The 24763-nt window shown below is 59.7% G+C and carries 23 protein-coding genes; 11 read left to right on the top strand and 12 right to left on the bottom strand.

Annotation, left to right across the window (positions count from 1 at the left end):
• Positions 1-24: 24 nt before the first annotated feature.
• Both PSH73_RS26275 and PSH73_RS26270 read right to left on the bottom strand, forming a co-directional pair.
• Positions 25-528 carry a DUF3368 domain-containing protein gene (locus PSH73_RS26275; protein WP_057961186.1) on the bottom strand — a complete coding sequence of 168 codons (504 nt, stop codon included), beginning with the start codon at positions 526-528 and terminating at the stop codon, positions 25-27.
• Complete coding sequence (locus tag PSH73_RS26270) at positions 525-1583, bottom strand: helix-turn-helix domain-containing protein (protein WP_057961185.1); 1059 nt, start codon at positions 1581-1583, stop codon at positions 525-527. The genes PSH73_RS26275 and PSH73_RS26270 overlap by 4 nt, the downstream gene beginning before the upstream one ends.
• 272 nt (positions 1584-1855) lie before the next feature.
• Here PSH73_RS26270 and PSH73_RS26265 point away from each other — a divergent pair, with 272 nt between their 5' ends.
• The 7 genes from PSH73_RS26265 (at position 1856) to PSH73_RS26235 (ending at position 10771) form a co-directional block, all read left to right on the top strand.
• Positions 1856-2842 carry a phosphate ABC transporter substrate-binding protein PstS gene (locus tag PSH73_RS26265; RefSeq protein ID WP_057961184.1) on the top strand — a complete coding sequence of 329 codons (987 nt, stop codon included), beginning with the start codon at positions 1856-1858 and terminating at the stop codon, positions 2840-2842.
• Between the two features lie 428 nt (positions 2843-3270).
• The gene (locus PSH73_RS26260; RefSeq protein ID WP_169989492.1) at positions 3271-5304 is read left to right on the top strand and encodes an ABC transporter permease subunit; all 2034 of its coding nucleotides are present in this window, start codon (positions 3271-3273) and stop codon (positions 5302-5304) included.
• A gap of 15 nt (positions 5305-5319) precedes the next feature.
• Positions 5320-6990 carry a phosphate ABC transporter permease PstA gene (gene pstA / locus PSH73_RS26255; protein ID WP_057961182.1) on the top strand — a complete coding sequence of 557 codons (1671 nt, stop codon included), beginning with the start codon at positions 5320-5322 and terminating at the stop codon, positions 6988-6990.
• A gap of 204 nt (positions 6991-7194) precedes the next feature.
• On the top strand, positions 7195-8028 hold the full coding sequence (gene pstB, locus PSH73_RS26250; protein WP_029289934.1) for a phosphate ABC transporter ATP-binding protein PstB: 834 nt from the start codon (positions 7195-7197) through the stop codon (positions 8026-8028).
• Between the two features lie 70 nt (positions 8029-8098).
• On the top strand, positions 8099-8860 hold the full coding sequence (gene phoU / locus PSH73_RS26245; RefSeq protein WP_057961181.1) for a phosphate signaling complex protein PhoU: 762 nt from the start codon (positions 8099-8101) through the stop codon (positions 8858-8860).
• Positions 8861-9028: 168 nt separating this feature from the next.
• Positions 9029-9928, top strand: a complete 900-nt coding sequence (locus PSH73_RS26240) for a response regulator (protein WP_057961180.1) — start codon at positions 9029-9031, stop codon at positions 9926-9928.
• A gap of 165 nt (positions 9929-10093) precedes the next feature.
• Positions 10094-10771 (top strand): M23 family metallopeptidase, encoded by a 678-nt coding sequence (locus PSH73_RS26235; protein WP_128593292.1) that lies wholly within the window; start codon positions 10094-10096, stop codon positions 10769-10771.
• A 28-nt stretch (positions 10772-10799) separates the two neighbouring features.
• Here PSH73_RS26235 and PSH73_RS26230 read toward each other — a convergent pair whose 3' ends face one another.
• The 3 genes from PSH73_RS26230 to phoB form a co-directional block, all read right to left on the bottom strand.
• Complete coding sequence (locus tag PSH73_RS26230; protein WP_057440537.1) at positions 10800-12140, bottom strand: hemolysin family protein; 1341 nt, start codon at positions 12138-12140, stop codon at positions 10800-10802.
• A 258-nt stretch (positions 12141-12398) separates the two neighbouring features.
• Complete coding sequence (phoR, locus tag PSH73_RS26225) at positions 12399-13685, bottom strand: phosphate regulon sensor histidine kinase PhoR (RefSeq protein WP_178112044.1); 1287 nt, start codon at positions 13683-13685, stop codon at positions 12399-12401.
• Positions 13686-13766: 81 nt separating this feature from the next.
• On the bottom strand, positions 13767-14456 hold the full coding sequence (gene phoB, locus PSH73_RS26220) for a phosphate regulon transcriptional regulator PhoB (protein WP_003176964.1): 690 nt from the start codon (positions 14454-14456) through the stop codon (positions 13767-13769).
• Positions 14457-14608: 152 nt separating this feature from the next.
• Here phoB and PSH73_RS26215 point away from each other — a divergent pair, with 152 nt between their 5' ends.
• Complete coding sequence (locus PSH73_RS26215) at positions 14609-14989, top strand: hypothetical protein (RefSeq protein ID WP_057444223.1); 381 nt, start codon at positions 14609-14611, stop codon at positions 14987-14989.
• A 56-nt stretch (positions 14990-15045) separates the two neighbouring features.
• Here the strand turns inward: PSH73_RS26215 and ubiA are convergent, their stop codons facing one another.
• Positions 15046-15936, bottom strand: coding sequence for a 4-hydroxybenzoate octaprenyltransferase (gene ubiA / locus PSH73_RS26210; RefSeq protein ID WP_057440536.1), 891 nt, complete (start codon positions 15934-15936; stop codon positions 15046-15048).
• Positions 15936-16499, bottom strand: a complete 564-nt coding sequence (locus PSH73_RS26205; RefSeq protein ID WP_057961177.1) for a chorismate lyase — start codon at positions 16497-16499, stop codon at positions 15936-15938. Before PSH73_RS26205 ends, ubiA begins: the two co-directional genes overlap by 1 nt.
• A gap of 196 nt (positions 16500-16695) precedes the next feature.
• On the opposite strand from PSH73_RS26205, the gene PSH73_RS26200 reads away from it, so the two are divergent.
• The 3 genes from PSH73_RS26200 (at position 16696) to PSH73_RS26190 (ending at position 18516) form a co-directional block, all read left to right on the top strand.
• Positions 16696-16863: a rubredoxin gene (locus tag PSH73_RS26200; RefSeq protein WP_032856748.1), complete on the top strand. Its 168-nt coding sequence runs from the start codon at positions 16696-16698 to the stop codon at positions 16861-16863.
• A 38-nt stretch (positions 16864-16901) separates the two neighbouring features.
• Entirely contained in the window at positions 16902-18050 is a 1149-nt protein-coding gene (locus PSH73_RS26195) for an NAD(P)/FAD-dependent oxidoreductase (protein ID WP_057961176.1), read from the top strand.
• Between the two features lie 190 nt (positions 18051-18240).
• Entirely contained in the window at positions 18241-18516 is a 276-nt protein-coding gene (locus tag PSH73_RS26190) for an HU family DNA-binding protein (protein WP_003213368.1), read from the top strand.
• A 380-nt stretch (positions 18517-18896) separates the two neighbouring features.
• Here the strand turns inward: PSH73_RS26190 and PSH73_RS26185 are convergent, their stop codons facing one another.
• The 5 genes from PSH73_RS26185 to PSH73_RS26165 form a co-directional block, all read right to left on the bottom strand.
• A complete protein-coding gene (locus PSH73_RS26185) occupies positions 18897-19160 on the bottom strand; it encodes a hypothetical protein (RefSeq protein ID WP_225923827.1) in 264 nt (87 codons plus the stop codon).
• A gap of 8 nt (positions 19161-19168) precedes the next feature.
• Entirely contained in the window at positions 19169-19483 is a 315-nt protein-coding gene (locus tag PSH73_RS26180) for a hypothetical protein (RefSeq protein WP_120734352.1), read from the bottom strand.
• 207 nt (positions 19484-19690) lie between these two features.
• On the bottom strand, positions 19691-19957 hold the full coding sequence (locus PSH73_RS26175; protein ID WP_162947778.1) for a barstar family protein: 267 nt from the start codon (positions 19955-19957) through the stop codon (positions 19691-19693).
• 132 nt (positions 19958-20089) lie between these two features.
• Complete coding sequence (locus PSH73_RS26170; RefSeq protein WP_128593294.1) at positions 20090-20377, bottom strand: hypothetical protein; 288 nt, start codon at positions 20375-20377, stop codon at positions 20090-20092.
• Positions 20378-20380: 3 nt separating this feature from the next.
• Positions 20381-24754, bottom strand: a complete 4374-nt coding sequence (locus PSH73_RS26165; RefSeq protein WP_305461619.1) for an RHS repeat-associated core domain-containing protein — start codon at positions 24752-24754, stop codon at positions 20381-20383.
• Positions 24755-24763 lie beyond the last annotated feature (9 nt).

The following is a 24763-nucleotide window of genomic DNA, read 5'->3' as shown; positions in this document are numbered from 1 at the left end:
TACTGATGCACATGGATGTGCTGATCAAAACTCAGGAAGGTTCGGACGCCAGGTAGACAGTCGGGCTTGGCATTCTGATACGGGCAAGCGAGAGCCTCCCGCTAACATGGTGTCTAGCGCCGTCGCTGCGTCGCCAGAGCTGATGACTTGATGCTCGACCATAAGGTCGAGTAGCCACAGTGCACCATGTACTTGCAGCCCGTCCTGGATAGCCTGGCGACGGAGCTTCCCATCTCCTGTGAGCAGTGGTCTTCCGGTTATCTGTGCCAGCAGGTAGCAGGAGACGTCAGCCAAGGCGCTGTTGTTGTGTGCAATTTTGAGCGCCCAGAGTTTTTGTACACCTCGCTCGTCAAATGACTCGACCACCAGCCCTTGGGCGAGCAGTTCATCATGAGCGAAGTCCTCGAGTTCGTGCATGACGAAATCAGTGCAGCAGAGCGTGAAAGGTAGCCTGAACATATGCTCCAGCAATCCCGCGTTTCTGAAATCAATCCAGATATTGGTATCGCTGATATAGATCAGGCTCATGCACTCTCCAGTGAGCCCAGAAAATTAGGGTCTAGAGCCTTCACTGGGCGACGCAGTAACTCAGCTGCCCGTGACTTGGTGATCAAGCCCTCCGCCAGGCCCCAGAACACCAGCGATTCGAAACGCTGAGGCGGCTTGCACGGCAACTGCTCGGGTTCTGCCTTGCGCCAGCCATTGCTGCTGAACTGAATAGTCAGGGATTTGTAGCCACTTTCTCCCAGCAGATTGAGGTCCTTCAACCGACGGAGCGCCGCATGCATCGAGAGTCCATACTGGCGTTTGGCAATCAAGAGTTCGCGAGGGTGGACGCGTGAGCGTTGATGGCTCCCGAAATCTCCGGTGACACTTTTGGCTGGATAAAGAAAAGCCCCCGCGAAGCGGTGACAGCAGTGTTCTTTATCGCGTTCGGACATCTCATCGGGTAGCTGCATCACCCAGTGTCCCAACTCATGAGCGGCGGTAAAGCGAATGCGCTCGCCTGGTCGTTGGGCGTTCAGAGCTATCAGCACATGTTCGCCATCATGGGTGGCGGCACAGGCTCCGTCGAAATCATCCGGGCCGTTGAGCATCACCACTTTGATACCGTGCTCCTCAAGTTGCTCAGTCAGATGGGCGATTGGGTCTGCGCCGATGCCCCAATATTTGCGCAGCTCCTCGGCCGCCCATTCGGCCTCCTCTATAGAGGTAACGGACAACATCTGTGGCGGCGTTCTGGCGGTCTGGATATCCAGCGGATCGAAGCACTCCTCTAGGGCTATGTATCGCTCCAGGTGTTCACGAACCTGTTCCTCGACCTGTACCTGGCGGTATTGAGGCATCTTCGCCAGCTTGCGGAACTCCAGCGGCGCAAGTGGCAGGGCTTCAGGGCGGAAAAAATACTCCGGGCTCACCTCCAGCGCCCTGGCCAATTGCAGAAGACGCTGGGAGTTCGGAGTACTCAAGCCTTTTTCATACTTGCTCAGGCCTTGCTTGGTGATGTCGCCGAGACTGAGTGCCAGTGCTTCCAGCGACATACCACGCAACAACCTTGCGCGGCGAATTCGGTCATTGATCATGTGAGGTCTCCTTAGGTTGACAAGACTATGCTTTTCTTGTTTTTTGTCAACCTAAGGGGGCCTCTGGTTACGTCGTGTCATTGGCAGCGACGTGCGGAGGTTAGTCAGTGCGGTTCCTAGAGGAAACCCTAAAGATCTGTCGGAAAATTCCGGGCGACCTTTCGCTCAATACTGGCCTTTCATCTAATTGTCATATTCCAGACATAGAGTGTTCACACGGCCTACCGATACTTGGCCCCGATCCAACTATCCCTATCTGCTAGGAGTAAGGCATGAAACTGAAGCGTTTGATGGCGGCAATGACTTTTGTCGCTGCTGGCGTTGCGACTGCCCACGCGGTGGCCGCTGGTGTTGACCCGGCAATTCCGGCTTATACCAAAACCACTGGTGTATCGGGCAACTTGTCCAGCGTCGGTTCCGACACCCTGGCCAACCTGATGACCCTGTGGGCCGAGAACTACAAAAAAGAATACCCGAACGTCAACATCCAGATTCAAGCCGCCGGTTCTTCCACCGCGCCGCCTGCACTCACCGAAGGCACCGCTAACCTGGGCCCTATGAGCCGCAAGATGAAGGACAACGAACTGCAGGCTTTCGAGCAGAAGTACGGCTACAAGCCGACTGCTATCCCGGTGGCCGTGGACGCCCTGGCTGTGTTCGTACACAAGGACAACCCGATCAAGCACCTGACCATGGCCCAGGTTGACGCCGTGTTCTCGTCGACTCGTCTGTGCGGTGCCAAGGCTGACGTCAAGACCTGGGGCGACCTGGGTGTGACCGGTGACCTGGCCAACAAGCCGGTGCAACTGTTCGGTCGTAACTCGGTATCCGGCACCTACGGCTACTTCAAGGAAGAAGCCCTGTGCAAAGGTGACTACAAGCCCAATGTCAACGAACAGCCAGGTTCGGCTTCGGTCGTGCAGTCCATCAGCTCCTCGCTGAACGGCATCGGTTACTCGGGCATCGGCTACAAGACCGCCAGCGTGAAAACCGTGGCCCTGGCCAAGAAAGAAGGCGGCGAGTTCGTCGAAGACACCGAAGAGAACACCCTGAACGGCAAGTACCCGCTGTCGCGCTTCCTCTACGTGTACATCAACAAAGCCCCGAACAAGCCTCTGGCCCCGCTGGAAGCCGAGTTCGTGAAACTGGTTCTGTCCAAACAGGGCCAGGAAGTTGTAGTCAAAGACGGCTACATCCCACTGCCAGCCAAAGTTGCCGCCAAGGCATTGGCTGACCTGGGTCTGCAAGAAGGCAAATAAGCCTGTACTACCTGGTGTAGATGCATGCTCTTGTGTGGGAGCGGGCTTGCCCGCTCCCACAACAAGCCGGCCTACACCCCTAATTTTTCGGTCCGCTGCCAGCCCTGCTACGCGGCGGATTTCTTGCGTCACTGCATTGTCATCTTTCTGTCATACAGGATCGCTAGGGTGTGCGCATGAATGATCTGGCCAATTCCACCATGACGACGACTTCTCCTCCCAAGCGCATTGACTTCAATACGCCTGAGCTGCAACGCAAGCGCCGCATCCGCGCGCTCAAGGACCGCCTGACCCGTTGGTACGTGCTGGTCGGCGGTCTCGCCGTCCTCGGCGCTATCACCCTGATTTTCTTCTTCCTGGCCTACGTGGTCGGGCCGCTGTTCCAGGGTGCCAGCCTGACCAAGGACGAGGCCCTGACGCCTGCCTGGATGCAGGATGCCGGCAAGCCGTTGCTGATCTCGCTGGAAGAACAGAACCAGGTCGCCATGCGGGTTTCCGACAAGGGCCAGGCATTGTTCTTCACTGTCGACACCGGCGCTGAGCTCAAACGGGTCGACCTGGCCCTGCCGGCCGGCGCCAGTGTGGTGTCCATCGGTGAAGACCAGCCGGGCAGCCCGCTGGTGATCCTCGGTCTGTCCAACGGCCAGTCCCTGGTGTTCCGCCACACTTATAAAGTGTCCTACCCGGACGGTAAGAAGACCATTTCGCCGGAAATCGAATACCCCTACGGCGAAGCGCCGATGGTGCTCGATGAGGCCGGTCGTCCGCTGGAGCATGTGGCCCTCAACGCCACCGAGACCTCGCTGGTCATTGCCGGCTCCTCTGGCTCGCACCTGAACGTGCTGTCGGTGAGCCGCGAAGAAAACATGATGACCGGCGAAGTGGTCAGCGAGCAGAAGCGCATCGACTTGCCGCAAATGACTGAGCCTGTGAAAGCGATCTTCGTCGATCCGCGCCAGCAATGGCTGTATGTGATCAACGGTCGCGCCCTGGCCGATGTGTTCAGCCTGCGCGACAACAGCCTCAACGGTCGATACAAGTTGTTGGAAGATGGCAGCGCCGAAATCACCGCCAGCACCCAGCTGGTGGGCGGTATCTCGCTGATCGTCGGCGACTCCAAGGGCGGCCTGGCCCAGTGGTTCATGGCCCGCGACCCGGATGGCGAGCAACACCTCAAGCAGATCCGCACGTTCCAGATGGGCAGCACACCGGTGGTGGAAATCACCGCTGAAGAGCGTCGCAAAGGCTTTACCGCCCTGGATGCCTCCGGCAACTTCGGTGTGTTCCACAGCACCGCGCATCGCACCCTGCTGGTGGACCCGGTGGTAGAAGGCCAAGGCATCTTCGGCATGTCGCCACGGGCCAACCGCGTGCTCGTCGAAGCCGGCGGCAAGCTGCAGCCGTTGTCCCTCGACAACCCGCACCCGGAAGTGTCCTGGAGCGCGTTGTGGAGCAAGGTCTGGTACGAAAACTACGACGAACCTAAATACGTCTGGCAATCGACCGCCGCCAACAGCGACTTCGAACCCAAGATGAGCCTCGCGCCGCTGACCTTCGGTACGCTAAAGGCCGCGTTCTACGCCATGTTGCTGGCTGCACCACTGGCCATTGCCGCGGCGATCTACACCGCCTACTTCATGGCCCCGAGCCTGCGCCGCAAGGTCAAGCCGGTGATCGAGCTGATGGAAGCGATGCCGACGGTGATCCTCGGCTTCTTCGCCGGCCTGTTCCTGGCGCCGTATGTCGAAGGGCACCTGCCGGGGATTTTCAGCCTGCTGATGTTGTTGCCGATTGGCATCCTGGTGGCGGGTTTTGCTTTCAGTCGCCTGCCTGAGTCGATCCGCCTGCGTGTTCCCGATGGCTGGGAAAGTGCGATGTTGATCCCGGTGATCCTGTTTGTGGGCTGGCTCTCGTTGTACATGAGCCCGTACCTGGAAACCTGGTTCTTCGGTGGCGACATGCGCATGTGGATCTCCCACGACCTTGGCATCACCTACGACCAGCGCAACGCCCTGGTTGTCGGCCTGGCCATGGGTTTTGCGGTGATCCCGAACATCTACTCCATCGCCGAAGACGCCGTGTTCAGCGTACCGCGCGGCCTGACCCTGGGTTCCCTGGCCCTGGGCGCCACGCCTTGGCAGACCATGACCCGCGTCGTATTGCTGACCGCCAGCCCGGGGATTTTCTCGGCGCTGATGATCGGCATGGGCCGTGCGGTGGGTGAAACCATGATCGTGCTGATGGCCACGGGTAACACCCCGGTCATGGAGATGAACCTGTTCGAAGGCCTGCGAACGCTCGCAGCCAACGTCGCGGTGGAAATGCCCGAGTCGGAAGTGGGCGGCAGTCACTACCGGGTGCTGTTCCTCTCGGCGCTGGTACTGCTGTTGTTTACCTTCGTCATGAACACCCTCGCCGAGCTGATCCGTCAGCGTCTGCGCAAGAAATACTCGTCGCTTTAAGAAAGGTAGAAGTCTGTGAAACAGAACTCCCTGAATGGATGGTTCAAGAGCGGCGCCCCCGGCGTCTGGATCAGCGGTGGCGCGGTGGCCATCGCGGTCATCATGACCATTGGTTTGCTGGCTGTGATTGCCGTGCGCGGCTTGGGTCACTTCTGGCCGGCTGACCTGATCCAGGCCAACTACGGCGTGCCGGGCCAGGCCAACCACATCGTCATCGGCGAAGTGGTACAGAAAGAACAAGTGCCGCGCGAGCGCCTGAAAAGCGCTGGCCTGCCGGTGCCGGACGAAGGTCCGGAGTTCATGACCCGCGAGCTGATCAAGGTCGGCAACCGTGACTTGAACGGCAATGACTTCACCTGGATCGTCGGCGAGTGGCTGACCAACCAGACCACGCCTGCCGAGTTGATGGCCATCGAGCGTCGTGAGTGGGGTAACTTCTACGGCACCCTGGTCAACGTCAAGCAGGATGGCAAAGTCATCGCCGAAGGCGAGGCTGCGTGGCCAGAGCTGCAGGCGCGGGTTGAGCGGGTGAACAAGCTGGCTGCCGATCTCAAGACCCTTGAGAAGAGTGACATCGGCGCGATCAACGCCGGCCTCGAGCGCATCCGCCTGCAAGGTCGCAAGCTGGAACTGAACGGCAAGCTCGACGCCGCCGCCCAGGCCGATATGGATGCCGATCGCGCCGAGCTGAATGCCCGTTACCAGGCTGTTGAAGCGCGCCTGGCCGACCTGCACGCCCAGTTCAACCGCGACAGCCTCACGGCCCGCGATGCCAACGGCAAAGAGCTGGAAATCAATATTGGCCACGTGGTGCACGCCTACCAGCCGAACGCCATGGGCACCCTGACCAAGATGGGTTTCTATGTCAGTAAGGTCTGGGAATTCCTCAGCGATGACCCACGGGAAGCCAACACCGAAGGCGGGATTTTCCCGGCGATCTTCGGCACCGTGATGATGACCCTGATCATGGCGATGATCGTGACCCCATTCGGCGTGCTGGCGGCGGTCTACCTGCGTGAATACGCCAAGCAGAACGCCTTGACCCGCATTATCCGTATCGCGGTGAACAACCTGGCGGGCGTCCCGGCGATTGTCTACGGCGTGTTCGGCCTGGGCTTCTTCGTCTACGTGCTGGGTGGCTCGGTGGACCGCCTGTTCTTCCCCGAAGCCCTGCCGGCACCGACCTTCGGTACGCCGGGCCTGTTGTGGGCTTCGCTGACCCTGGCGCTGCTGGCGGTACCGGTGGTGATCGTGGCCACTGAGGAAGGCCTGGCGCGAATCCCACGCACCGTGCGTGAGGGTTCCCTGGCACTGGGTGCAACCAAGGCGGAGACCCTGTGGAAAATCGTCCTGCCCATGGCCAGCCCGGCGATGATGACCGGCATGATCCTCGCTGTGGCCCGCGCCGCGGGTGAAGTCGCACCGCTGATGTTGGTGGGTGTGGTCAAGCTGGCGCCGTCGCTGCCGCTGGACGGCAATTACCCGTACCTGCACCTGGACCAGAAGATCATGCACCTGGGCTTCCATATCTACGACGTCGGCTTCCAGAGCCCCAACGTCGAAGCGGCCCGCCCGCTGGTGTACGCCACCGCGTTCCTGCTGGTGCTGGTGATCGCCACGCTGAACCTGTCGGCGGTATGGATTCGTAACCACCTGCGCGAAAAATACAAGGCGCTGGATAGCTGATTGAATTGAACGCGGACCTAATGTGGGAGCGGGCTTGCTCGCGAATGCGGTGTCTCAGTAATAGATTGGTTGACTGACCTGACGCTTTCGCGAGTAAGCCCGCTCCCACAGGGAACCGAGTTGGAAACAGATTTGAGGTAAACCGCAAGGCCCACTATGAAGCCGCGGTTCAACGAAACGAATTGGTAGCACAGGGAGCATCCCATGCAACATGAAACCCATTCCCACGGCATCAACATGTCAGCCCTGGGTCGCGACAAGCAGAGCCTGAGCCTGGCCGAAGAAACCGTGGCCATCGAAGTTCCGGGCCTGAGCCTGTACTACGGTGAGAAGCAAGCGCTGTTCGACGTCAGCATGAACATCCCCAAGCAGCGCGTGACCGCCTTTATCGGCCCGTCGGGCTGCGGCAAGTCCACGCTGTTGCGCACCTTCAACCGCATGAACGACCTGGTGGACGGTTGCCGTGTGGAGGGCGCGATCAACCTCTACGGCAGCAACATCTACCGCAAGGGCGAAGATGTGGCCGAGCTGCGTCGCCGGGTGGGCATGGTGTTCCAGAAGCCCAACCCGTTCCCCAAGACCATCTACGAAAACGTGGTCTATGGCCTGCGCATCCAGGGCATCAACAAAAAGCGCATCCTCGACGAAGCAGTGGAGTGGGCCCTCAAGGGCGCGGCGCTGTGGGATGAGGTCAAGGACCGCCTGCACGAATCGGCCCTCGGCCTGTCCGGCGGCCAGCAGCAGCGTCTGGTGATTGCCCGGACCATCGCCGTGGAGCCGGAAGTACTGCTGCTCGACGAACCGTGCTCGGCACTCGATCCGATCTCGACGCTGAAAGTCGAAGAGCTGATCTACGAGCTCAAGTCCAAGTTCACCATCGTCATCGTGACCCACAACATGCAACAGGCGGCACGGGTTTCCGATTACACCGCGTTCATGTACATGGGCAAACTGGTGGAATTCGGCGATACCGATACCCTGTTCACCAATCCGGCGAAGAAGCAGACCGAAGACTACATCACCGGTCGTTACGGCTAGGAAGCTGTGGTTCTGATTGCACTGACGCTGCGGTTCTCCGCACCTTACCGGACGCTCCAAGGACGCCAACATGATTAGCAAAGAAGGCCTTACCCACCACATCTCCGCGCAGTTCAACGCCGAGCTTGAGGAAGTGCGCAGCCACCTCCTGGCCATGGGCGGGCTGGTGGAGAAGCAAGTCAACGACGCGGTCACCGCGCTGATCGAGGCCGACTCGGGCCTGGCCCAGCAAGTGCGCGAGATCGACGACCAGATCAACCAGATGGAGCGCAACATCGACGAGGAATGCCTGCGCATCCTCGCCCGTCGCCAGCCGGCGGCGTCCGACCTGCGTCTGATCATCAGCATTTCCAAGTCGGTGATCGACCTCGAGCGTATCGGCGACGAAGCCACCAAAATCGCCCGTCGCGCTATCCAGTTGTGCGAAGAAGGCGAAGCGCCACGCGGTTACGTCGAAGTGCGCCACATCGGCGACCAGGTGCGCAACATGGTGCGCGACGCGCTGGATGCCTTTGCGCGCTTTGACGCCGACCTGGCATTGTCCGTGGCCCAGTACGACAAGATCATCGACCGCGAGTACAAGACCGCCCTGCGTGAGCTGGCGACCTACATGATGGAAGACCCGCGCTCTATCTCGCGGGTGTTGAGCATCATCTGGGTGCTGCGTTCCCTGGAGCGGATCGGCGACCACGCGCGCAATATCTCGGAATTGGTGATTTATCTGGTGCGCGGCACCGACGTACGGCACATGGGCCTCAAGCGCATGAAAGCCGAAGTTGAAGGCACAGCCGATCAAATCCCTAATGTTCCGGCCGAATCTGACGATAAGTAAGATTGCCCGAGAAATAAACGCCCGACCTCTGGTCGGGCGTTTGCGTTTGTGGCGTATGAGTTTTGCGCTGCGGGCGGCTGTAAAGTCCCGGCGTGACTGACGAGTTTTTGGCAAAATGCCATCAGTTAAGCGTTTTGCTTGCCGGGGTTTTGAGAGGATGAAGGGTCGATGAGTAAAGTCAGTGTATTGGTGGTGGATGACGCCTCGTTTATTCGCGACCTGGTGAAGAAGTGCCTGCGTAACTACTTCCCCGGTATCAAGATTGAAGATGCGGTGAACGGCAAAAAGGCCCAGGCCATCCTGATGCGCGAAACCTTCGACATGGTGCTGTGCGACTGGGAAATGCCGGAAATGTCTGGCCTGGAACTGTTGACCTGGTGCCGTGAGCAGCCTCAGCTCAAGTCCATGCCGTTTGTCATGGTCACCAGTCGCGGCGACAAGGAAAACGTGGTCCAGGCCATCCAGGCCGGCGTCTCCGGCTATGTCAGCAAGCCGTTCACCAACGAGCAATTGCTGAACAAGGTCAAGCAGGCCCTGAACAAGATCGGCCGCCTCGACGCCTTGCTGGCCAGTGCGCCGACCAAGATGAACTCGGCCTTTGGCAACGACTCCCTCAGCGCCCTGACCGGCGGCAAGCCCGAAGCGGTCAAGCCGGCCCCGGTGGCTGCGCCGAGCAAAGGTTTGCTCAACAGCCCGGCAGTGCAGCCCACCGCCGCCCCCTCGGCCGCCAGCGGTCGCGGCCAGGGCCAACTGCGCCTGTCCAGTGGCACCCAGCAATGTGTGATCAAGGGCCTGAGCATCAAGGAGGCGCTGCTGGTGGTACGCCGGGGCGACGTCCTGCCACAAGTGCTGGAAAGCGCGGTGCTCGACCTTGAACAAGGCGAGAACGCCGAAACCGCACGCCTCAACGGCTACCTGCACGCCATCGTCGCCTACGAGCCGCGCCCTGACAGCGACTGGCTGCAACTGACCTTCCGCTTTATCGACCAGGACGCGCAGAAGCTCGACTACATCTCCCGGCTGATTGCCCGGGGCACCGCGCAGAAGCATTTTGTGCCGGGTGCCTGAAGCAAAACCTCGATCACCTGTAGGCGCTGGCTTGCCAGCGATCTCGGTCTGTCTGTCGCTGCATCAGTGACAGGCAGGCCGACTCCTACAGGGTCGTTGGTCCACACAACATTGTCATGAACCCTTGCTAGCCTGCCGTTCAGTCATACCCGGCAGGTTTATCCGATGCTTGTGCGTTTTATGTTGTTTTGTGGCCTGTGCGCGGTCGCTTCATCGACCCTGGCCATGACCCTCTATCGTTCCACCGATGCCCGTGGCGTGGTGTTTTTCAGCGACCAGAAGACTCCTGGCGCCCAGGCGTTTGTCTTCCAGGAGCGCCGGGTGGCACCGGTAAAGCGCCAGGCGCTTGATCCCCAGCCGCCACGTCACCTGCGGCCCGCCCAGTTCCAGCGTTACGCCTTGCCCTGGCGTGGCGGTCCGTTCCGCCTGACCCAGGGCCCTGGGGGCACGTTCAGTCACTCTGACGTCAAGAGTCGCTACGCCATGGATATCGCCATGCCTGAGGGCACGCCGATCATCGCTGCGCGGGGCGGCTTGGTGGTGAAGACCGAGAACAACCAAGCCGGGCGCGGCAGTGACCCTTCGGGCAACTTCGTGCGGGTGTTGCACGATGACGGCACCCAGGGCGTGTATCTGCACCTCAAGCAAGGGTCGGTCAGCGTCAGGGGCGGGCAGCGCGTGGGGGTGGGCAGCCCGCTGGGGCTGTCGGGCAATACCGGCAACAGCAGCGGGCCACACCTGCATTTTGTGGTGCAGCGCGATACGGGGGCAGGGTGGGTGTCGATTCCGTATGAGTTCACGCAGCCGGTACAGGCCTTGCCCAACTTTGCGTCGGGGTTGTAGGAGCCGGCAAGCCGGCTCCTACAGGGGTTCAGTCGAGCATCAGGACCTTGGCCAGCACGATTTTCGGGCCTTTCATCTTCTTGATGATGATCCGCAGGCCTTCCACTTCCAGCACTTCTTCCTCTTCCGGCACCCGGTTGAGGGTGTCGTAGATCAGGCCGGCGAGGGTTTCGGCTTCGATGTGGTCCAGGTCGATACCCAGTAGGCGCTCGATCTTGAACAGCGGCGTGTCACCACGCACCAGCAGCTTGCCCGGCTGGTAGGCGAGAATGCCGCGCTCGGCCTTGCGGTGTTCGTCCTGGATATCGCCCACCAGCACTTCCAGCACGTCTTCCATGGTCAGGTAGCCGATGATGTTGCCGTCGGCTTCTTCTACCAGGGCAAAGTGCGCGCCGCCCTTGCGGAACTGCTCGAGCAGTTGCGACAGCGGCATGTGCCGGGATACGCGCTCCAGTGGGCGGGTCAGTTCGGCCAGGTTGAACGACTCGGGAATATGGTCCAGGGCCGCCAGTTCCAGCAGCAGGTCCTTGATGTGCAGCAGGCCGACAAACTCACCACGCACCGGGTCGTACACCGGGTAGCGGCTGAATTTGTGGCGGCGGAACAGTGCAAGGATTTCCTTGAGCGGCGCGTTGAAGTCCAGGGTCACCAGGTCTTCCCGCGAGTTGGCCCAGTCCACCACTTCCAGCTCGCCCATTTCCACGGCCGAGGCCAGCACGCGCATGCCTTGGTCGCTCGGGTCCTGGCCACGGCTGGAGTGCAGGATCAGCTTGAGCTCTTCACGGCTGTAGTGGTGCTCGTGGTGCGGGCCGGGCTCGCCCTGGCCGGCGATGCGCAGGATCGCGTTGGCGCTGGCGTTGAGCAGGTAGATCGCCGGGTACATGGCCCAGTAGAACAGGTACAGCGGCACCGCCGTCCACAACGACAGCAACTCGGGTTTGCGAATGGCCCAGGACTTGGGCGCCAGCTCACCGACCACGATGTGCAAGTAGGAAATCACGAAGAAGGCAGCGAAGAACGACACACCCTTGATCACTTCGGCCGATTCGACGCCCATGGCGCCCAGCATCGGCTCCAGAATGTGCGCGAAGGCCGGCTCACCGACCCAGCCCAGGCCCAGGGAGGCAAGGGTGATACCCAGCTGGCAGGCCGACAGGTAGGCGTCGAGCTGGCTGTGTACGGTGCGCAGGATCTGCCCGCGCCAGCCATTGGTGTGGGCGATCGCCTCGACACGGGTGGCGCGCAGTTTGACCATGGCAAATTCCGCCGCAACGAAGAAACCGTTGAGCAGTACCAGGATCAGTGCAAAAAGAATCATGCCGAAATCGGCGAAGAGTGTCGCGAGGGTGATACCAGGGGAAGGGTCCATGATGGGGTTTTGCGGGTTCCGTGTATTCAAAAAGGGGTGAGGGCTGTGCCTCAAGGGCGGGCACAAGTCAGGCAATGTAGCGGCTGAAGGGGCGCTTGCCTAGTGGCGGCTGCCGGGTGGATCCGTGAATGCCTGCTGCAGCGGGCTTATGCGGGAGCTGGCTTGCCTGCGATGCAGGCGCCTGGGGCTTACAGAAGCACCCAGGAGATGCTATGGCAGGCAAGCCCGGTCCCACCGGCGGTGGGGGGTATTTTCAGATTAATCCTTCACCGCGATTGTTTGCGCATGGGTGACCTGGGTCGGCGCGAAGTGGCAGGTAAAGGTACTGCCGTGGCCCAGCACACTGCTGATTTCCAGGCGGGCCCGATGACGCAGCAACACATGCTTGACGATCGCCAGGCCCAGCCCGGTGCCGCCGGTGTTGGAGTTACGGCTGGAGTCGACGCGGTAGAAACGCTCGGTCAGGCGTGGCAAGTGCTTGCTGTCGATACCAATCCCCGAATCCTGCACGCTCAGGTGCGCCCCTTGGTGATCGGCCCACCAGCGGATGCGGATCGTGCCTTTGTCCTGGGTGTACTTCACGGCGTTGAACACCAGGTTGGAAAAGGCGCTGCGCAACTCGCCCTCGCTGCCCTTGAGCAGCACCGACGGGTCGGCTTCCAGGGTAATGATCTGGCCGCGCTCGCCGGACAAGGCCTGGGCATCGTTCTTGATGGTCTGCAGCAGGCCCTGTACGGCCACGGGGTGGTTGTCCGAGGGGTAGTCGGTGGCTTCCAGCTTGGCCAGCAGCAGCAGGTCGTTGAGCAGGGTCTGCATGCGTGAGCCTTGTTGCTGCATTTGCTGCAAGGCACGGCTCCAGCGCGGGTTGACCTCTTCGACGTTGTCCAGCAGCGTCTCCAGGTAGCCACAGATCACGGTCAGGGGCGTACGCAATTCGTGGGAGACGTTGGCGACGAAATCCTTGCGCATCTGTTCCAACTGATGGATGCGGGTGACGTCGCGCACCAGCATCAAATGCTCGTTGTTGCCGTAGCGCGTGAGGTACAGCTGGATGCGCACCCGGTCGTTGGTGGGCGAGGGGATTTCCAGGGCTTCCTCATAGTTTTCCTGCTCGAAGTATTCCTTGAAGCGCGGATGGCGTACCAGGTTGGTCACCGGCTGGCCGCTGTCCTGAGGCGTCTTCAGGCCCAGCAGGGTCTCGGCGGCGCGGTTCCACCATTCCAGGTTGCCGTCGCTGTCGAGCATGATCACCGCGTCCTTGAGCGCGGCAGTCGACTCCTGGACCCGGTCGATCACCGCCTGCAGGCGGCCACGTACCCGCTGATCGCGGCGTTGCAGGTGGTAGATGCTGTCAAACACCTCGCCCCACAGGCCGTAGCCGTCGGGTGGTGCCTCGTCGGGTTTGTGCTGGCGCAGCCATTCGTGCAGGCGCAGCAATTGCTTGAGGGTCCAGCCCAGGTAAAGGCCCAGGCCAATGGCCAGGCTCCAGCCGTAGTAGCCGCTGATCAGGCCCACCAACAGGCAGCCGGTGACCAGCAAGAGCATGTGGCGGATCAGGGTGCCATGCCAGTTTTGATTCACTTGAACATGCGTCCTTGTCGGCTGTTAAGTCTGAGTGGGGCTGGCTCAGCCCTTGGTGGAAAACCGATAACCGGTACCGCGCACGGTTTGTACCAGGTTCTCGTAGGCATCGCCCAAGGCTTTGCGCAGGCGGCGGATATGCACGTCCACGGTGCGTTCCTCGACATACACATTGCCGCCCCACACCTGATCGAGCAATTGCCCGCGGGTGTAGGCGCGCTCCTGGTGGGTCATGAAGAACTGCAACAGGCGGTATTCGGTGGGGCCCATCTCGGCAGGTTTGCCGTCGATGGTCACGCGGTGGCTGATCGGGTCCAGCAGCAGGCCACCGACTTCAATCGGTGCCTCGCCATCGGTCGGGCCGGCGCGGCGCAGCACGGCCTTCAGGCGGGCAACCAGTTCCCGTGGGGAAAATGGCTTGGTGATGTAGTCGTCGGCGCCGACTTCCAGGCCCTGGATCTTGTTGTCCTCTTCGCCCTTGGCGGTGAGCATGATGATCGGGATATCCCCGGTCAGCTCATCGCGCTTGAGGCGCCGAGCCAATTCGATGCCGGAGGTGCCGGGCAGCATCCAGTCCAGCAGGATCAGGTCCGGCTTGCGGTCGACGATAATGGCGTGGGCCTGCTGGGAGTTCTCTGCCTCCAGGCAGTCATAGCCGGCCATTTCCAACGCAACGGCGATCATTTCGCGAATGGGCGCTTCGTCGTCAACGATCAGAATGCTCCTGCCAACCATGCTAAGTCCTCTTGTCATTTAACTGTCTTGCGCCGCATTAGATAACGGAATTATTGCAGTCGTGTGACAGTATTTTACTGGCCTGCGCAATAGGCGTGGTCCTGAACTACGCTTTGAGTCCGAATCCTGACAACCGCAAAAGGAAGGTTCCGATGAATCAACGTACTTTTTCCTGGAAAGCCCTGCTGGTCACGGCGGCGTTGACCCTGCCGACACTGGCTTTCGCGGCAGAGCCCGCCATGACTAAAGACGGGATGTTGGTGGATCACAAGGAGATGACCCTCTACACCTTCGCCAAGGATGCCGACGGCAAGTCCATGTGCAATGACAAGTGCGCGACCAACTGGCCGCCGTTGAAGGCCGAGTCCACCGATAAACCGATGGGCAAGTGGACCGTGATCACCCGTGACGACAACACCAGCCAGTGGGCCTATGGCGGCAAGCCGCTGTACACCTTCATCATGGACAAAAAAGCTGGCGACGCGACCGGCGACGGCAAAATGGACGGGGCCTGGAAGATCGCCAAACCCTAAGCCATTACTGTGGCATGCGGGCTCCTCGTGATGAGGGTGTGGCCCGCTCGCCACGGTTATCGCAGGGCGTAGTCAGCGACAATCCCGAGGAAGATCGCCAACCCCGCCCAATGGTTGTGCAAAAATGCCTTGAAGCACTTCATCCGGTCCCGATCCCGGGTGTACCAGAACTCCCAGGCAAAACACCCTGCTGCCGCCAGCAACCCCAGGTGGAACCAACCGCCCAGCTCGAAGCGTGAGCCCGCCAGCAGCAGACAGAGCAGCGCCAAACCCTGCAGGGTGAGGATGATCATCCGGTCGGCATCGCCAAACAGGATCGCGGTGGATTTGACGCCGATTTTCAAATCATCATCGCGGTCAGTCATCGCGTAATAGGTGTCGTAGGCCACCGTCCACAGCAGGTTGGCGATATACAGCAACCACGCAATGGCCGGCAGGCTGCCGGTCTCGGCGGTAAACGCCATGGGCATGCCCCAGGAAAACGCCGCGCCCAGCACCACTTGCGGGTAATAGGTGTAGCGCTTCATGAACGGGTAGCTGACCGCCAGCGCCAGGCCGCCCAGGGACAGCCAGATGGTCGCGGCGTTGGTCAGCAGCACCAGCACAAAGCTGATGCTCATCAATACGGCAAAAAACACCAGGGCTTCTTTCGAGCTGATCTTGCCGCTCGCCAACGGGCGTTGCGCGGTGCGCTTCACGTGGCCGTCGACCTTGCGGTCAGCCCAGTCATTGATGACGCAACCCCCGGCTCGGGTCAGCGCGACGCCGAGCACGAAGATCACGATATTGCTCAACGAAGGCGAGCCCTCGCCGGCAATCCACAACGCCCAGAGGGTGGGCCAAAGCAGCAGATAGATGCCGATGGGCTTGTCCATCCGCGTCAGTTGCACGAAGTCCCAGGCCCGTGGGTTCAGGCGGTTCAGGGATTGGAGCAGGCGCTGGTACATCAGCCATTCTCCGCAGATTGCTGCACCGCTTGCCACAGGCTCGGCAGGAACACTTCCGCCACCAACACGCTCAACGCCCCGCGATCAAAACGCGAGCGCCGCGCCCATAAGCCACTGGCCTGATCTGCCTTCGGCAGCCAGGCGCGTGGGTAATGGCAGACTTCGATGGCCTGGCGGCTGAAGGCCCGGTCACAGAACAGCAGCTCACCCAGGGAGCGACTGCCCAACTCATCCATATGCAAGCCATCGCCCTGCAAGGCACTGCGCGCTGCAACGCTGCGGGCGAAGACCCAGGCCTGGCCGTGACCGCGCAAATACACCTCGCGCACCCAGCCAATACTGGCGGCGGCTAGGTCGAGGGCGGCGCATTCGTCGTCTCGCAGGGGCTGCCAGCCTTCGTACAATGGCGTGACACTGAAGCCGTCGTTGGACAGGTGCGTCAGGCGGCGGGTCAGCGAGCCCTCATCGAACAGCCAGTCGAGGGCAGGAGGCGTGGGCAGGGGGTGCAGAAGGCTCTGGTTCAGCCATTGGCAAGCATCGGGAACGGCAATCGAATGCGGCACGGGGAGTCATTATTGGCAGTTAATGAGGCGCCGAGCTTACCATGCTCACCCGGATTTTTGCCGGGTTGCGCCAGGACATTGGGTCGAACGTGCTTGCATCTGGGCGCCCCGATCAGTACAAAACGCCCTGAGCCGCACAGCAATGCTGGATCTATCGACTGTCGGCCAGTACGCCTGGACCCTGAGGAAGTAAGTAATGAAGAAGTGGCAATGTGTAGTCTGTGGCCTGATCTACAACGAAGCGGACGGATGGCCGGATGACGGGATCGCCCCCGGCACCCTGTGGCAGGACGTCCCGGAAGACTGGCTGTGCCCGGACTGCGGCGTCGGCAAAATGGATTTCGAAATGATCGAAATCGGTTGATTCGCTGAATTTAAGAAACGTACTACAAGGAGAATGGAATGAGCGCACCTGTCGTGATCATCGGTACGGGCTTGGCCGGTTACAACCTGGCTCGGGAGTTTCGTAAACTCGACAGCGAAACTCCGTTGTTGCTGATCACCGCGGATGACGGGCGTTCCTACTCCAAACCCATGCTCTCCACCGGCTTTGGCAAAAACAAGGACGCCGATGGCCTGAGCATGGCGACCCCTGGCGCGATGGCCGAGCAACTCAAGGCCGAAGTGCGCACCCATACCCGCATCAGCGGCATCGACCCTGGCCACAAGCGCCTGTGGATCGGCGAGGAGGCGGTGGTCTACCGCGACCTGATCCTGGCCTGGGGCGCCCAGACGGTACAGGTACCGGTCGAGGGCGATGCCGCTGATCTGATTTTCCCGATCAACGACCTGGAAGACTACGCGCGCTTTCGCCACGCCGCTGCCGGCAAGCGCCGTGTGCTGCTGTTGGGCGCGGGCCTGATCGGCTGTGAGTTTGCCAACGACTTGATCCTGGGCGGCTACACCATCGACCTGGTGGCACCGTGCGAGCAAGTCATGCCGACCCTGCTGCACCCGGCCGCGGCCGCAGCAGTGCAAGCTGGGCTGGAAGGCCTTGGGGCACGCTTCCACCTGGGGCCGGTGCTCAACCGCCTGCAACGCACGGTGGACGGCCTGGAAGCCCATCTGTCCGATGGCACGGTGATCGAATGCGACCTGGTGGTCTCCGCCATTGGCTTGCGCCCACGGGTGGACCTGGCGGCTGCGGCCGGCCTGCAAATCAACCGTGGAATCATGGTCGACCGCCACCTCAAGACCTCCCACGCCAATATCTACGCCCTGGGCGACTGCGCCGAGGTCGATGGCCTGAACCTGCTGTACGTCATGCCCCTGATGAGCTGCGCCCGCGCCCTGGCCCAGACCCTGGCGGGCAACGCCACGGCGGTCAACTACGGGCCGATGCCCGTCACGGTGAAAACCCCGGCGTGCCCACTGGTAGTCTCGCCGCCGCCACGGGGCCTTGAGGGCGTGTGGAGCGTCGAAGGGCAGGGCGGTGACATCAAGGCCTTGTGCCGCGATGCCAGCGGGCGCCTGCTGGGTTACGCGCTGACGGGCACTGCGGTCATGGAAAAACTGGCCCTAAATAAGGAACTTCCGCCTCTGCTGGCGTAAATGCTGGTCGTTCTGTCGGAATAAGCACCTTTTTCCCCCTAGAAAGGTCGCCGCGAGACTGGCGCAGGCACCAATGGCATGCCATTCTCACTCCCGTCTGCCGCAGAGTAGAGCCTGCGGCGCCTTGGCGCTGCTCCAGCAGAGAGCAGCACGGACATAACAACAAAAAACCGTCAAAGAGGCTTCACCTATGCGTAAACCAGAACTCGCAGCCGCCATTGCAGAAAAAGCAGACCTGACCAAAGAACAGGCCAACCGCGTCCTCAACGCCGTTCTTGAAGAAATCACTGGCGCCTTGCACCGCAAGGACAGCGTGACCCTGGTTGGTTTCGGCACCTTCCTGCAGCGCCACCGCGGCGCCCGCACCGGCAAAAACCCGCAAACCGGCGAGCCGGTGAAAATCAAGGCGAGCAACACCGTAGCGTTCAAACCGGGCAAGTCGCTTAAAGACAGCGTCAACCCGTAAGCACGGCACCGTCTCGAAGGGAGGCGGGGAGGTATGAAAAATGGGCACGCCGACTGGGTTGGGTGCCCATTTTTATTTGCTCTTGAACAGCAACTGCATGCTGTACGCTGCCTTGTTTACACGTTCAAGTCCAATGTTTCTATCAGCTCGCAAGTCTTCCGGTAAATCAAAGTGCCCCATGCATTCGTTTTCCCCGATGGCTTCTCGTAGATGAGTAATTACGCGAAAAACAACATGGTCCCTTCGCCAACAGGGGGAATGCTCTATCCCCGAAAGTTGTTCTGCGGTCGCTGGATGGCTGGTACCACCCATCCAGATTCGCCTTTATAAAGGCAAATTGGATTTTGTCGTAATGGGAGTTGGGTTTTTTATACCCCGGATCACTGAAAAGTATCTTCCAGCTTGGAATGCCCGACGAGCGCAGGCTGCAGAATATCGGCCTGAATAATCGGCGCGACGTGTCTACTATCCTCGATAGAGGCAGGGATCTTTGTACAAAAATGGGCGAACACCTCGATCAAATGGCCGAGCGCTGGTGGTATGAGCTCAATGTAGCGTGCGATCACGAAGCCCGGTTCATCGTTTGCATTGACGGCCGGAAAGTAAAATAAATCGCCGGGCTTAGGTGCTGTCAGATCCGTCATGAATTGGGTTAGTCGCAATAAATAAAAACATTCAGTTTTTTGCTATAAGCACTTTGAAGGAACTTGACTAGATCTTTCAATTCGCTGGAGTTTAAGTTTTTTAACTTTGTCGCTTTTTCGATTTCAGTCACTAAAGGTAGAATTTCGCCGAATAGAATACTTGTGTCGGCGTAATAATCAGAAAATTTGTGCGTCTTTGGGAAATCTTTTCTTGGTGCTGATGCGCCCATAAGAGCGCCATGGGTAGATTCACTCAAGCAAAAAACTGGAGTGTTCTCATTAATGTCTTTCTGATTTTCTGCTGCCATAAAGTCAAGGGGCATAAAAATTTCCGTGTTGGACGGGACGAATATCACAGCACTTTATCAAATGAGGATCGTGATCTGTCAGGTTATCTCTAAATATCTTAAATAAATATTTAAGCTTTTTCCTGTGCCCGGCGGAATAATTGAGAATTTTAAGGGGCAGCGCTCAAGGAGTAAAAAGGTTAATGCGGGAGTTTCTTTGAATTGGCATTTGTAATTTACGAATTAAATGATAAGAATAAGTGATTCTGTCGTTTGTTTTTGAGCGTTCGTGATGTTTTTTGTATGAGTTGTTATTTTTCTGTTAGGTCTGAATTTATTATGGTCATACCTATCCTCGGGATAGCGTAAACCAAATAAGCAGTCAATTACTGTATCGACATTTTTGCCATAGTCCTCAGGGAACCCGATTTTTTCAGCAAGAGCTACGTACAGTTGATCCACGCCTTCTATTTTAGAAAAGTCCAGTTCAATAATCTCTTTTATATTCACAAATTTCACCTGCCAAGGTTGATTTCTATGAATGAAATCATGGGGATTTGAGTGTAATGGACTTTAAATAAAATAGTCCCGTTTTCCCCTTTGGTAAGTTTGCTCGCTTACTATCAGTTGGCCACTTTGCTCTTAAAAAGGCAAGGTGTTTTTGATGGCTGAAAGTTTCTCCACTATGGCACCTCTGCTGATTAAGTGACTCAATGCTTCATCGAGACTCGGAAATGTCAGTATTTCTTCGTTTTCATCATCTTCAATGACTTCCATTTGGGACTCGTCTATTGAGAAAAAATAGGTGTAATACAGATTGTTCTGTTTTTTTATGGCGTATTGAAATAGAAATGAGGCCCCATCTATTTCACGTCTTTCCTCGTAGCCTCGGCGTTTCCCAGCGTTGAGTGCCTCTATGAGATTGTTCATACTCTAACCTGTAATATCAATGCGGACCATTGTGCCATCGGCGCGCTTAATGTTGACGTGCGGTAGTTCACCGTGGCCTGTACCTTTCGGATCGTCGTGGCCATAAACACGACCTGTTTCTTTATTAATGGGGTAATCTTTTCTGTATCGTACTTTTCCATCTCTCTTTTTGAATTGGTCCATCTTGTTTTTCTTTCTTATACCTTGGGCGTCTTGCGATCCTATGCCTCTGACTTTTTGGCTGTTTGGAAATGCTTCTTTCAATAACTCGTTCGCTTCTTTTTTAGTTTTCACTTTTACGACGGTTTTTTGAGGGCCGTTACGCAGGGCGTCCACTTTCTTGGCGCAGGCTGCCAGGCCCAAGGGGTCTGACCACATGAATGGGTTGGGTGAGTAGGCATAGGTGTTTAGACCTCCCGCCAACCCAATCGGATCCGGCGTAGTAAACCGCCCCACATCCGGATCATAAAACCTGAACGTATTGAAATGCAGCCCCGTCTCCCGATCCAGGTACTGCCCCTGGAACCTCAGGTTCTGCTCTTCAATAAAGTAAGGCTCCCGCACCTCCTCCACGGTATTGCCCCACACCCGATAAGTCGCCTGCCACAGGGTGTGCCCATCAGCCTCGGTCAGTTGCTCCGGCAAGCCATTGAGGTCGTTGTGGTAATAGCGAATTTTTTGCAGCGCCCCGATGCCATCGACGCGGGCCAGGGGTTGGTAGCCTTCGTCTTCATAGAGGTAAAGGCTGGTCTGGCTGTGCTTTTGCTCCTGTAACAGGCGTAAACCGTCCCACATGAACTGGGTTTCGCCCAGTGGATAGCCATTGCTGTCATGTTCGGTTTTTCCGATGCGTCGGCCCAGCGGGTCGTAGGCCATGCGCACCACGCTGCCGCCTTCATTGCGCACTTCAATCAGCCGGCTTTCGGCGTCGTAGGCAAAGTATTGTACGCCACGGGCGCCGCTGCGTTTTTCGATCATCCGGCCAAAGGCATCGTAGCGGTAGCGTTTGTCCTGATAGGTCAGCAGCTTGTTATGCACCACCAGCCCGGCCCCGGACTGTGGGCCGTCCAACAGGTTGGCGGCCGCGTCGTAGGCGAAGGTTTCGCGCTGGCCGTGCAGGCTGTCCTGGCTGGCGATGACGCGGCCGGTGGCGTCGTAGTGCAGCAGTTGGCGATGCTGCGTAGAGGGTTGCTGGTCGAGCTTGCCGATCAGGTTGTCGGCGGGGTCGTATTCGAAGTGCTTCTGTACCGCCGCCGGCAACAACGCCGGCTGGCTGGTGTGGCGGCGTTGGCGCGCGCGCAGGCGGCCGCTGCGGTCGTACTCGCTGCGGGTGCTGATCTGGCCTTGGGTGCGCAGGACTTCGCGGTGCAGGCGGTCGCGCTCAAAGTCACTGATGAGTTGGCCGTCGAGGTTGATCTGGTGCAGATGGCCGCTGCCGTAGTACAGGCGGTTGAGCCAGCGGCCGTCCGGCAGTTGGCTCTGGATCAGGTTGCCGAGTTCATCGTAGTGGTGCTGCAGTTCGCCGGCCGAGCTGCGTTCGGTGAGCAATTGGCCAACCGCGTCATAGGCAAAGCTCAAGGCTTGGGCATTGCCCTGCAGGTCGGTGAAGGACACGTCCGTAAGCTGGTCCAATGGATCGTAGGTGTAGTCGGTACGGCCATCTTCGGTGGTTTTGGCAATCAATCGGCCAACCGCATCGCGTTCCAGTCGATGCACGATGGGGGCGGGCGGCGTCTCGGGGACCACGGCCATGCCTGTGTCGTAAGGTGCCGCCAGGGCGGTCATGGTGGTGACGTTGTCCAGGCGGTCGTAGCTGTAGCGCTTGGCGCTGCCGTCGAGATCTTGCTGCTCCGTCAACCGATCCCCATCATCCCAGACAAACCGATAACGTTCGCCGTTCTCGTTGATCAGCGCCTGCAGCCGACCAAAGCTGTCATACCCGAACTGCACCTGCCGGCCATGGGCATCGGTGCGTTGGCGCACCTGGCCGCGCCGGTTGTGTTGATAGCGTGTGGTGTGGCCGGCCGGGTCGGTGTAAGCGGTCAGTTGGCCGCTGATATCTCGCTGGTACTGCTCGCGACGACCGTCGGGTAATTGGCTGCTGAGCAGGCGGCCCTGGGCGTCATAGTGGAATTGGGTACGTTCGCCGAGGGCGTCGGTGATGACTTGCAAAAAGCCCTGTTCGTTGTAGCTGAACCGTGTCGGGTAACCCGAGCAGTCGACGTGCTCGAGCAGTTGCCCGAGCGGGTTCCAGCGCAGTTTTTTGCTTTTGCCCGTGGCGTCGATGATCTCGACGACTTGGCCATGGGCGTCATAGCGATAACGGGTGACATGGCCCAGCGGGTCAATGGCGACGGTGCAGTTGCCGCGCTGATCATAGCGGTAGCGCCAGCTGTTGCCGGCGGCGTCGGTTTGCACCAACGGCAGGGCCCAGTGCTCGAGCCATAACGTCGAGTCGCTGCGCCCCAGTGGGTCGGTTTCGCCGATGAGGTTGCCGGCCTCGTCGTAGCTGTATTCATAGCGGCCGCCGTGAGGGTCGGTGGCGTTGAGCAATTGACGCTCGTCGTTCCATTCGAACAGCCAGGTCTGGCCGAGGTTGTCACTGTAGCGGGTGATCTGGTGCTGGCTGTTCCAGTGCCGGGTGCTGACACGCTGCAAGCTGTCGGTAATGCGTGTGGTGCCGGCCAGCAGGTCATAGTCGAACCGGTAAGCATCGCCTTCATTGGTCCAGTGCTTGACCACCCGCCATTCCTGGCCATCCATCAGGGCCCACTCGTAAAAGCAGTGCAAGCCGGTGGGCAACTGGTGTTCCACCATGCGCTGCCCGGTGTTGTAGGCGAAGCGCCGTTGCACCTGGCCGCTGGCATCGCGTACCTCGGCCAGGTTGCCGATGGCGTCGTAACCATAGCTGACGAGCACTTCTCGGCGTTGATCGGGGTACACGCGCTCGATGCGGGTTACGTGGAGCGGGTCGCGGATCAGTTCGACCTGCACCAGGTCGAAGGTGTCGCGCAGCCGCACCAGGCTTCCGGCCTCGTCATAATCAAGGTAGATGCGGTTGTCGTTGCGGTCACCCAGTTGGCTCAGGCGCAATCGCGACGGGTTTGCCGGGGTGGCTTCGAACAGGCGATACACACCATCGTCGCTTTCAATCAGTAACGGCCCATCGCGGTGGCGCCGTACAGCAAGCCCTTCACCGGCACTGAACACCGCGCCGCCCAGTGGGATGGTGCCCATGTCGATGGGCCGGCCCTGTTCGTCGGTGTAGAGCAGGGTGTCGCCGCCTTCGGGGTGGGGCAGCACGTCGACGCACACTTCGTAGGGCACGCTCCAACCGGCGCCAAACAAGCTGCCTTGGCGTTCGTCGCGGCTGTTGTAGACGCGCTGCCAGTCAATCGGCAACAGGCCGGGCAGGACGAAATCCAGATCATCATCGCCGCCGAGCACCTTGGCCCCGGTGGCCGCATGTACCGGGTTCGACGAGCCCATGGCCGCGTTGGCCGCAGCACCCATGGCACTGCTGACGGCCATCGACACCGCCCCGCCAACCAGCATGCACGGCAATTTGCTGAAGAACTTGCCCTTGCCCCCCTTGAGCATCAGCAGCACTGTCACGGCCAGCCCGACCCCCGGGGTCTTGCCGCTGCGAATCTCGCGCACCACCACCGAACCGCCGCCGATGGTGACGTCGGAGGAGATCAGCCCGGAGGACACCACTTTCGCATCGCAGGTGCTGCGGTCACCACTGCGTACCGCGGGCTGACCGTTGATGGTCACCTTGGCCGAGCCTTCGGCCATGAACTGCGGCGGCATCGGTGGGTGCTTCGTGCAAAGCACCAGGTCTTCGGGCTTGGTCTCTGTGCCTGGCGCAGGTGAAGCCACGGTGGGGCGCCACATCTGTGAGAAGAACTCGCCTGCCATGTCCAGGTAACTGGCTTCGGCTTCAGGCGCTTCTTCCGGCGCCTGCATTTCCAGCTCGGTGCCGGCCGGTGCCACATGGGACACAACCGCCCCGGCGGCACGGGCCGAGGGGATGTTGTTGGTAAACGTGTCGAAGGAACCGGTGAGGATATTGGCCTGCACCGTCGGCGGGAACAGCGCGTTGCCGATGCCCTCGCATAAATTGCTCAGGCCCTTGTCGGCCCCGCTCTTGCTCATCGCAAGCCCCACGACCACGCCCACGACCGCGCCGAGGAGGAAGCACCCCAGCCCGCCCGTGACAACCGTGATCCCGGTGGCGGCGACTACTGCAGCGGTGGCCAGCGCCGTAATCGCGATGTTCGCCGCCACCTCCAGCACGCCGCCGAGAATGTCGGCCATCATCGACGTGTGGTCCATGGCATCGCCCATTCGGGCGGCCCATAACGCGTCAGACATGCAGGATGC

The sequence above is a fragment of the Pseudomonas sp. FP2294 genome (assembly GCF_030687625.1).
GTDB lineage: Bacteria > Pseudomonadota > Gammaproteobacteria > Pseudomonadales > Pseudomonadaceae > Aquipseudomonas > Aquipseudomonas shahriarae.
This window is presented reverse-complemented; position numbering and strand designations above follow the sequence as displayed.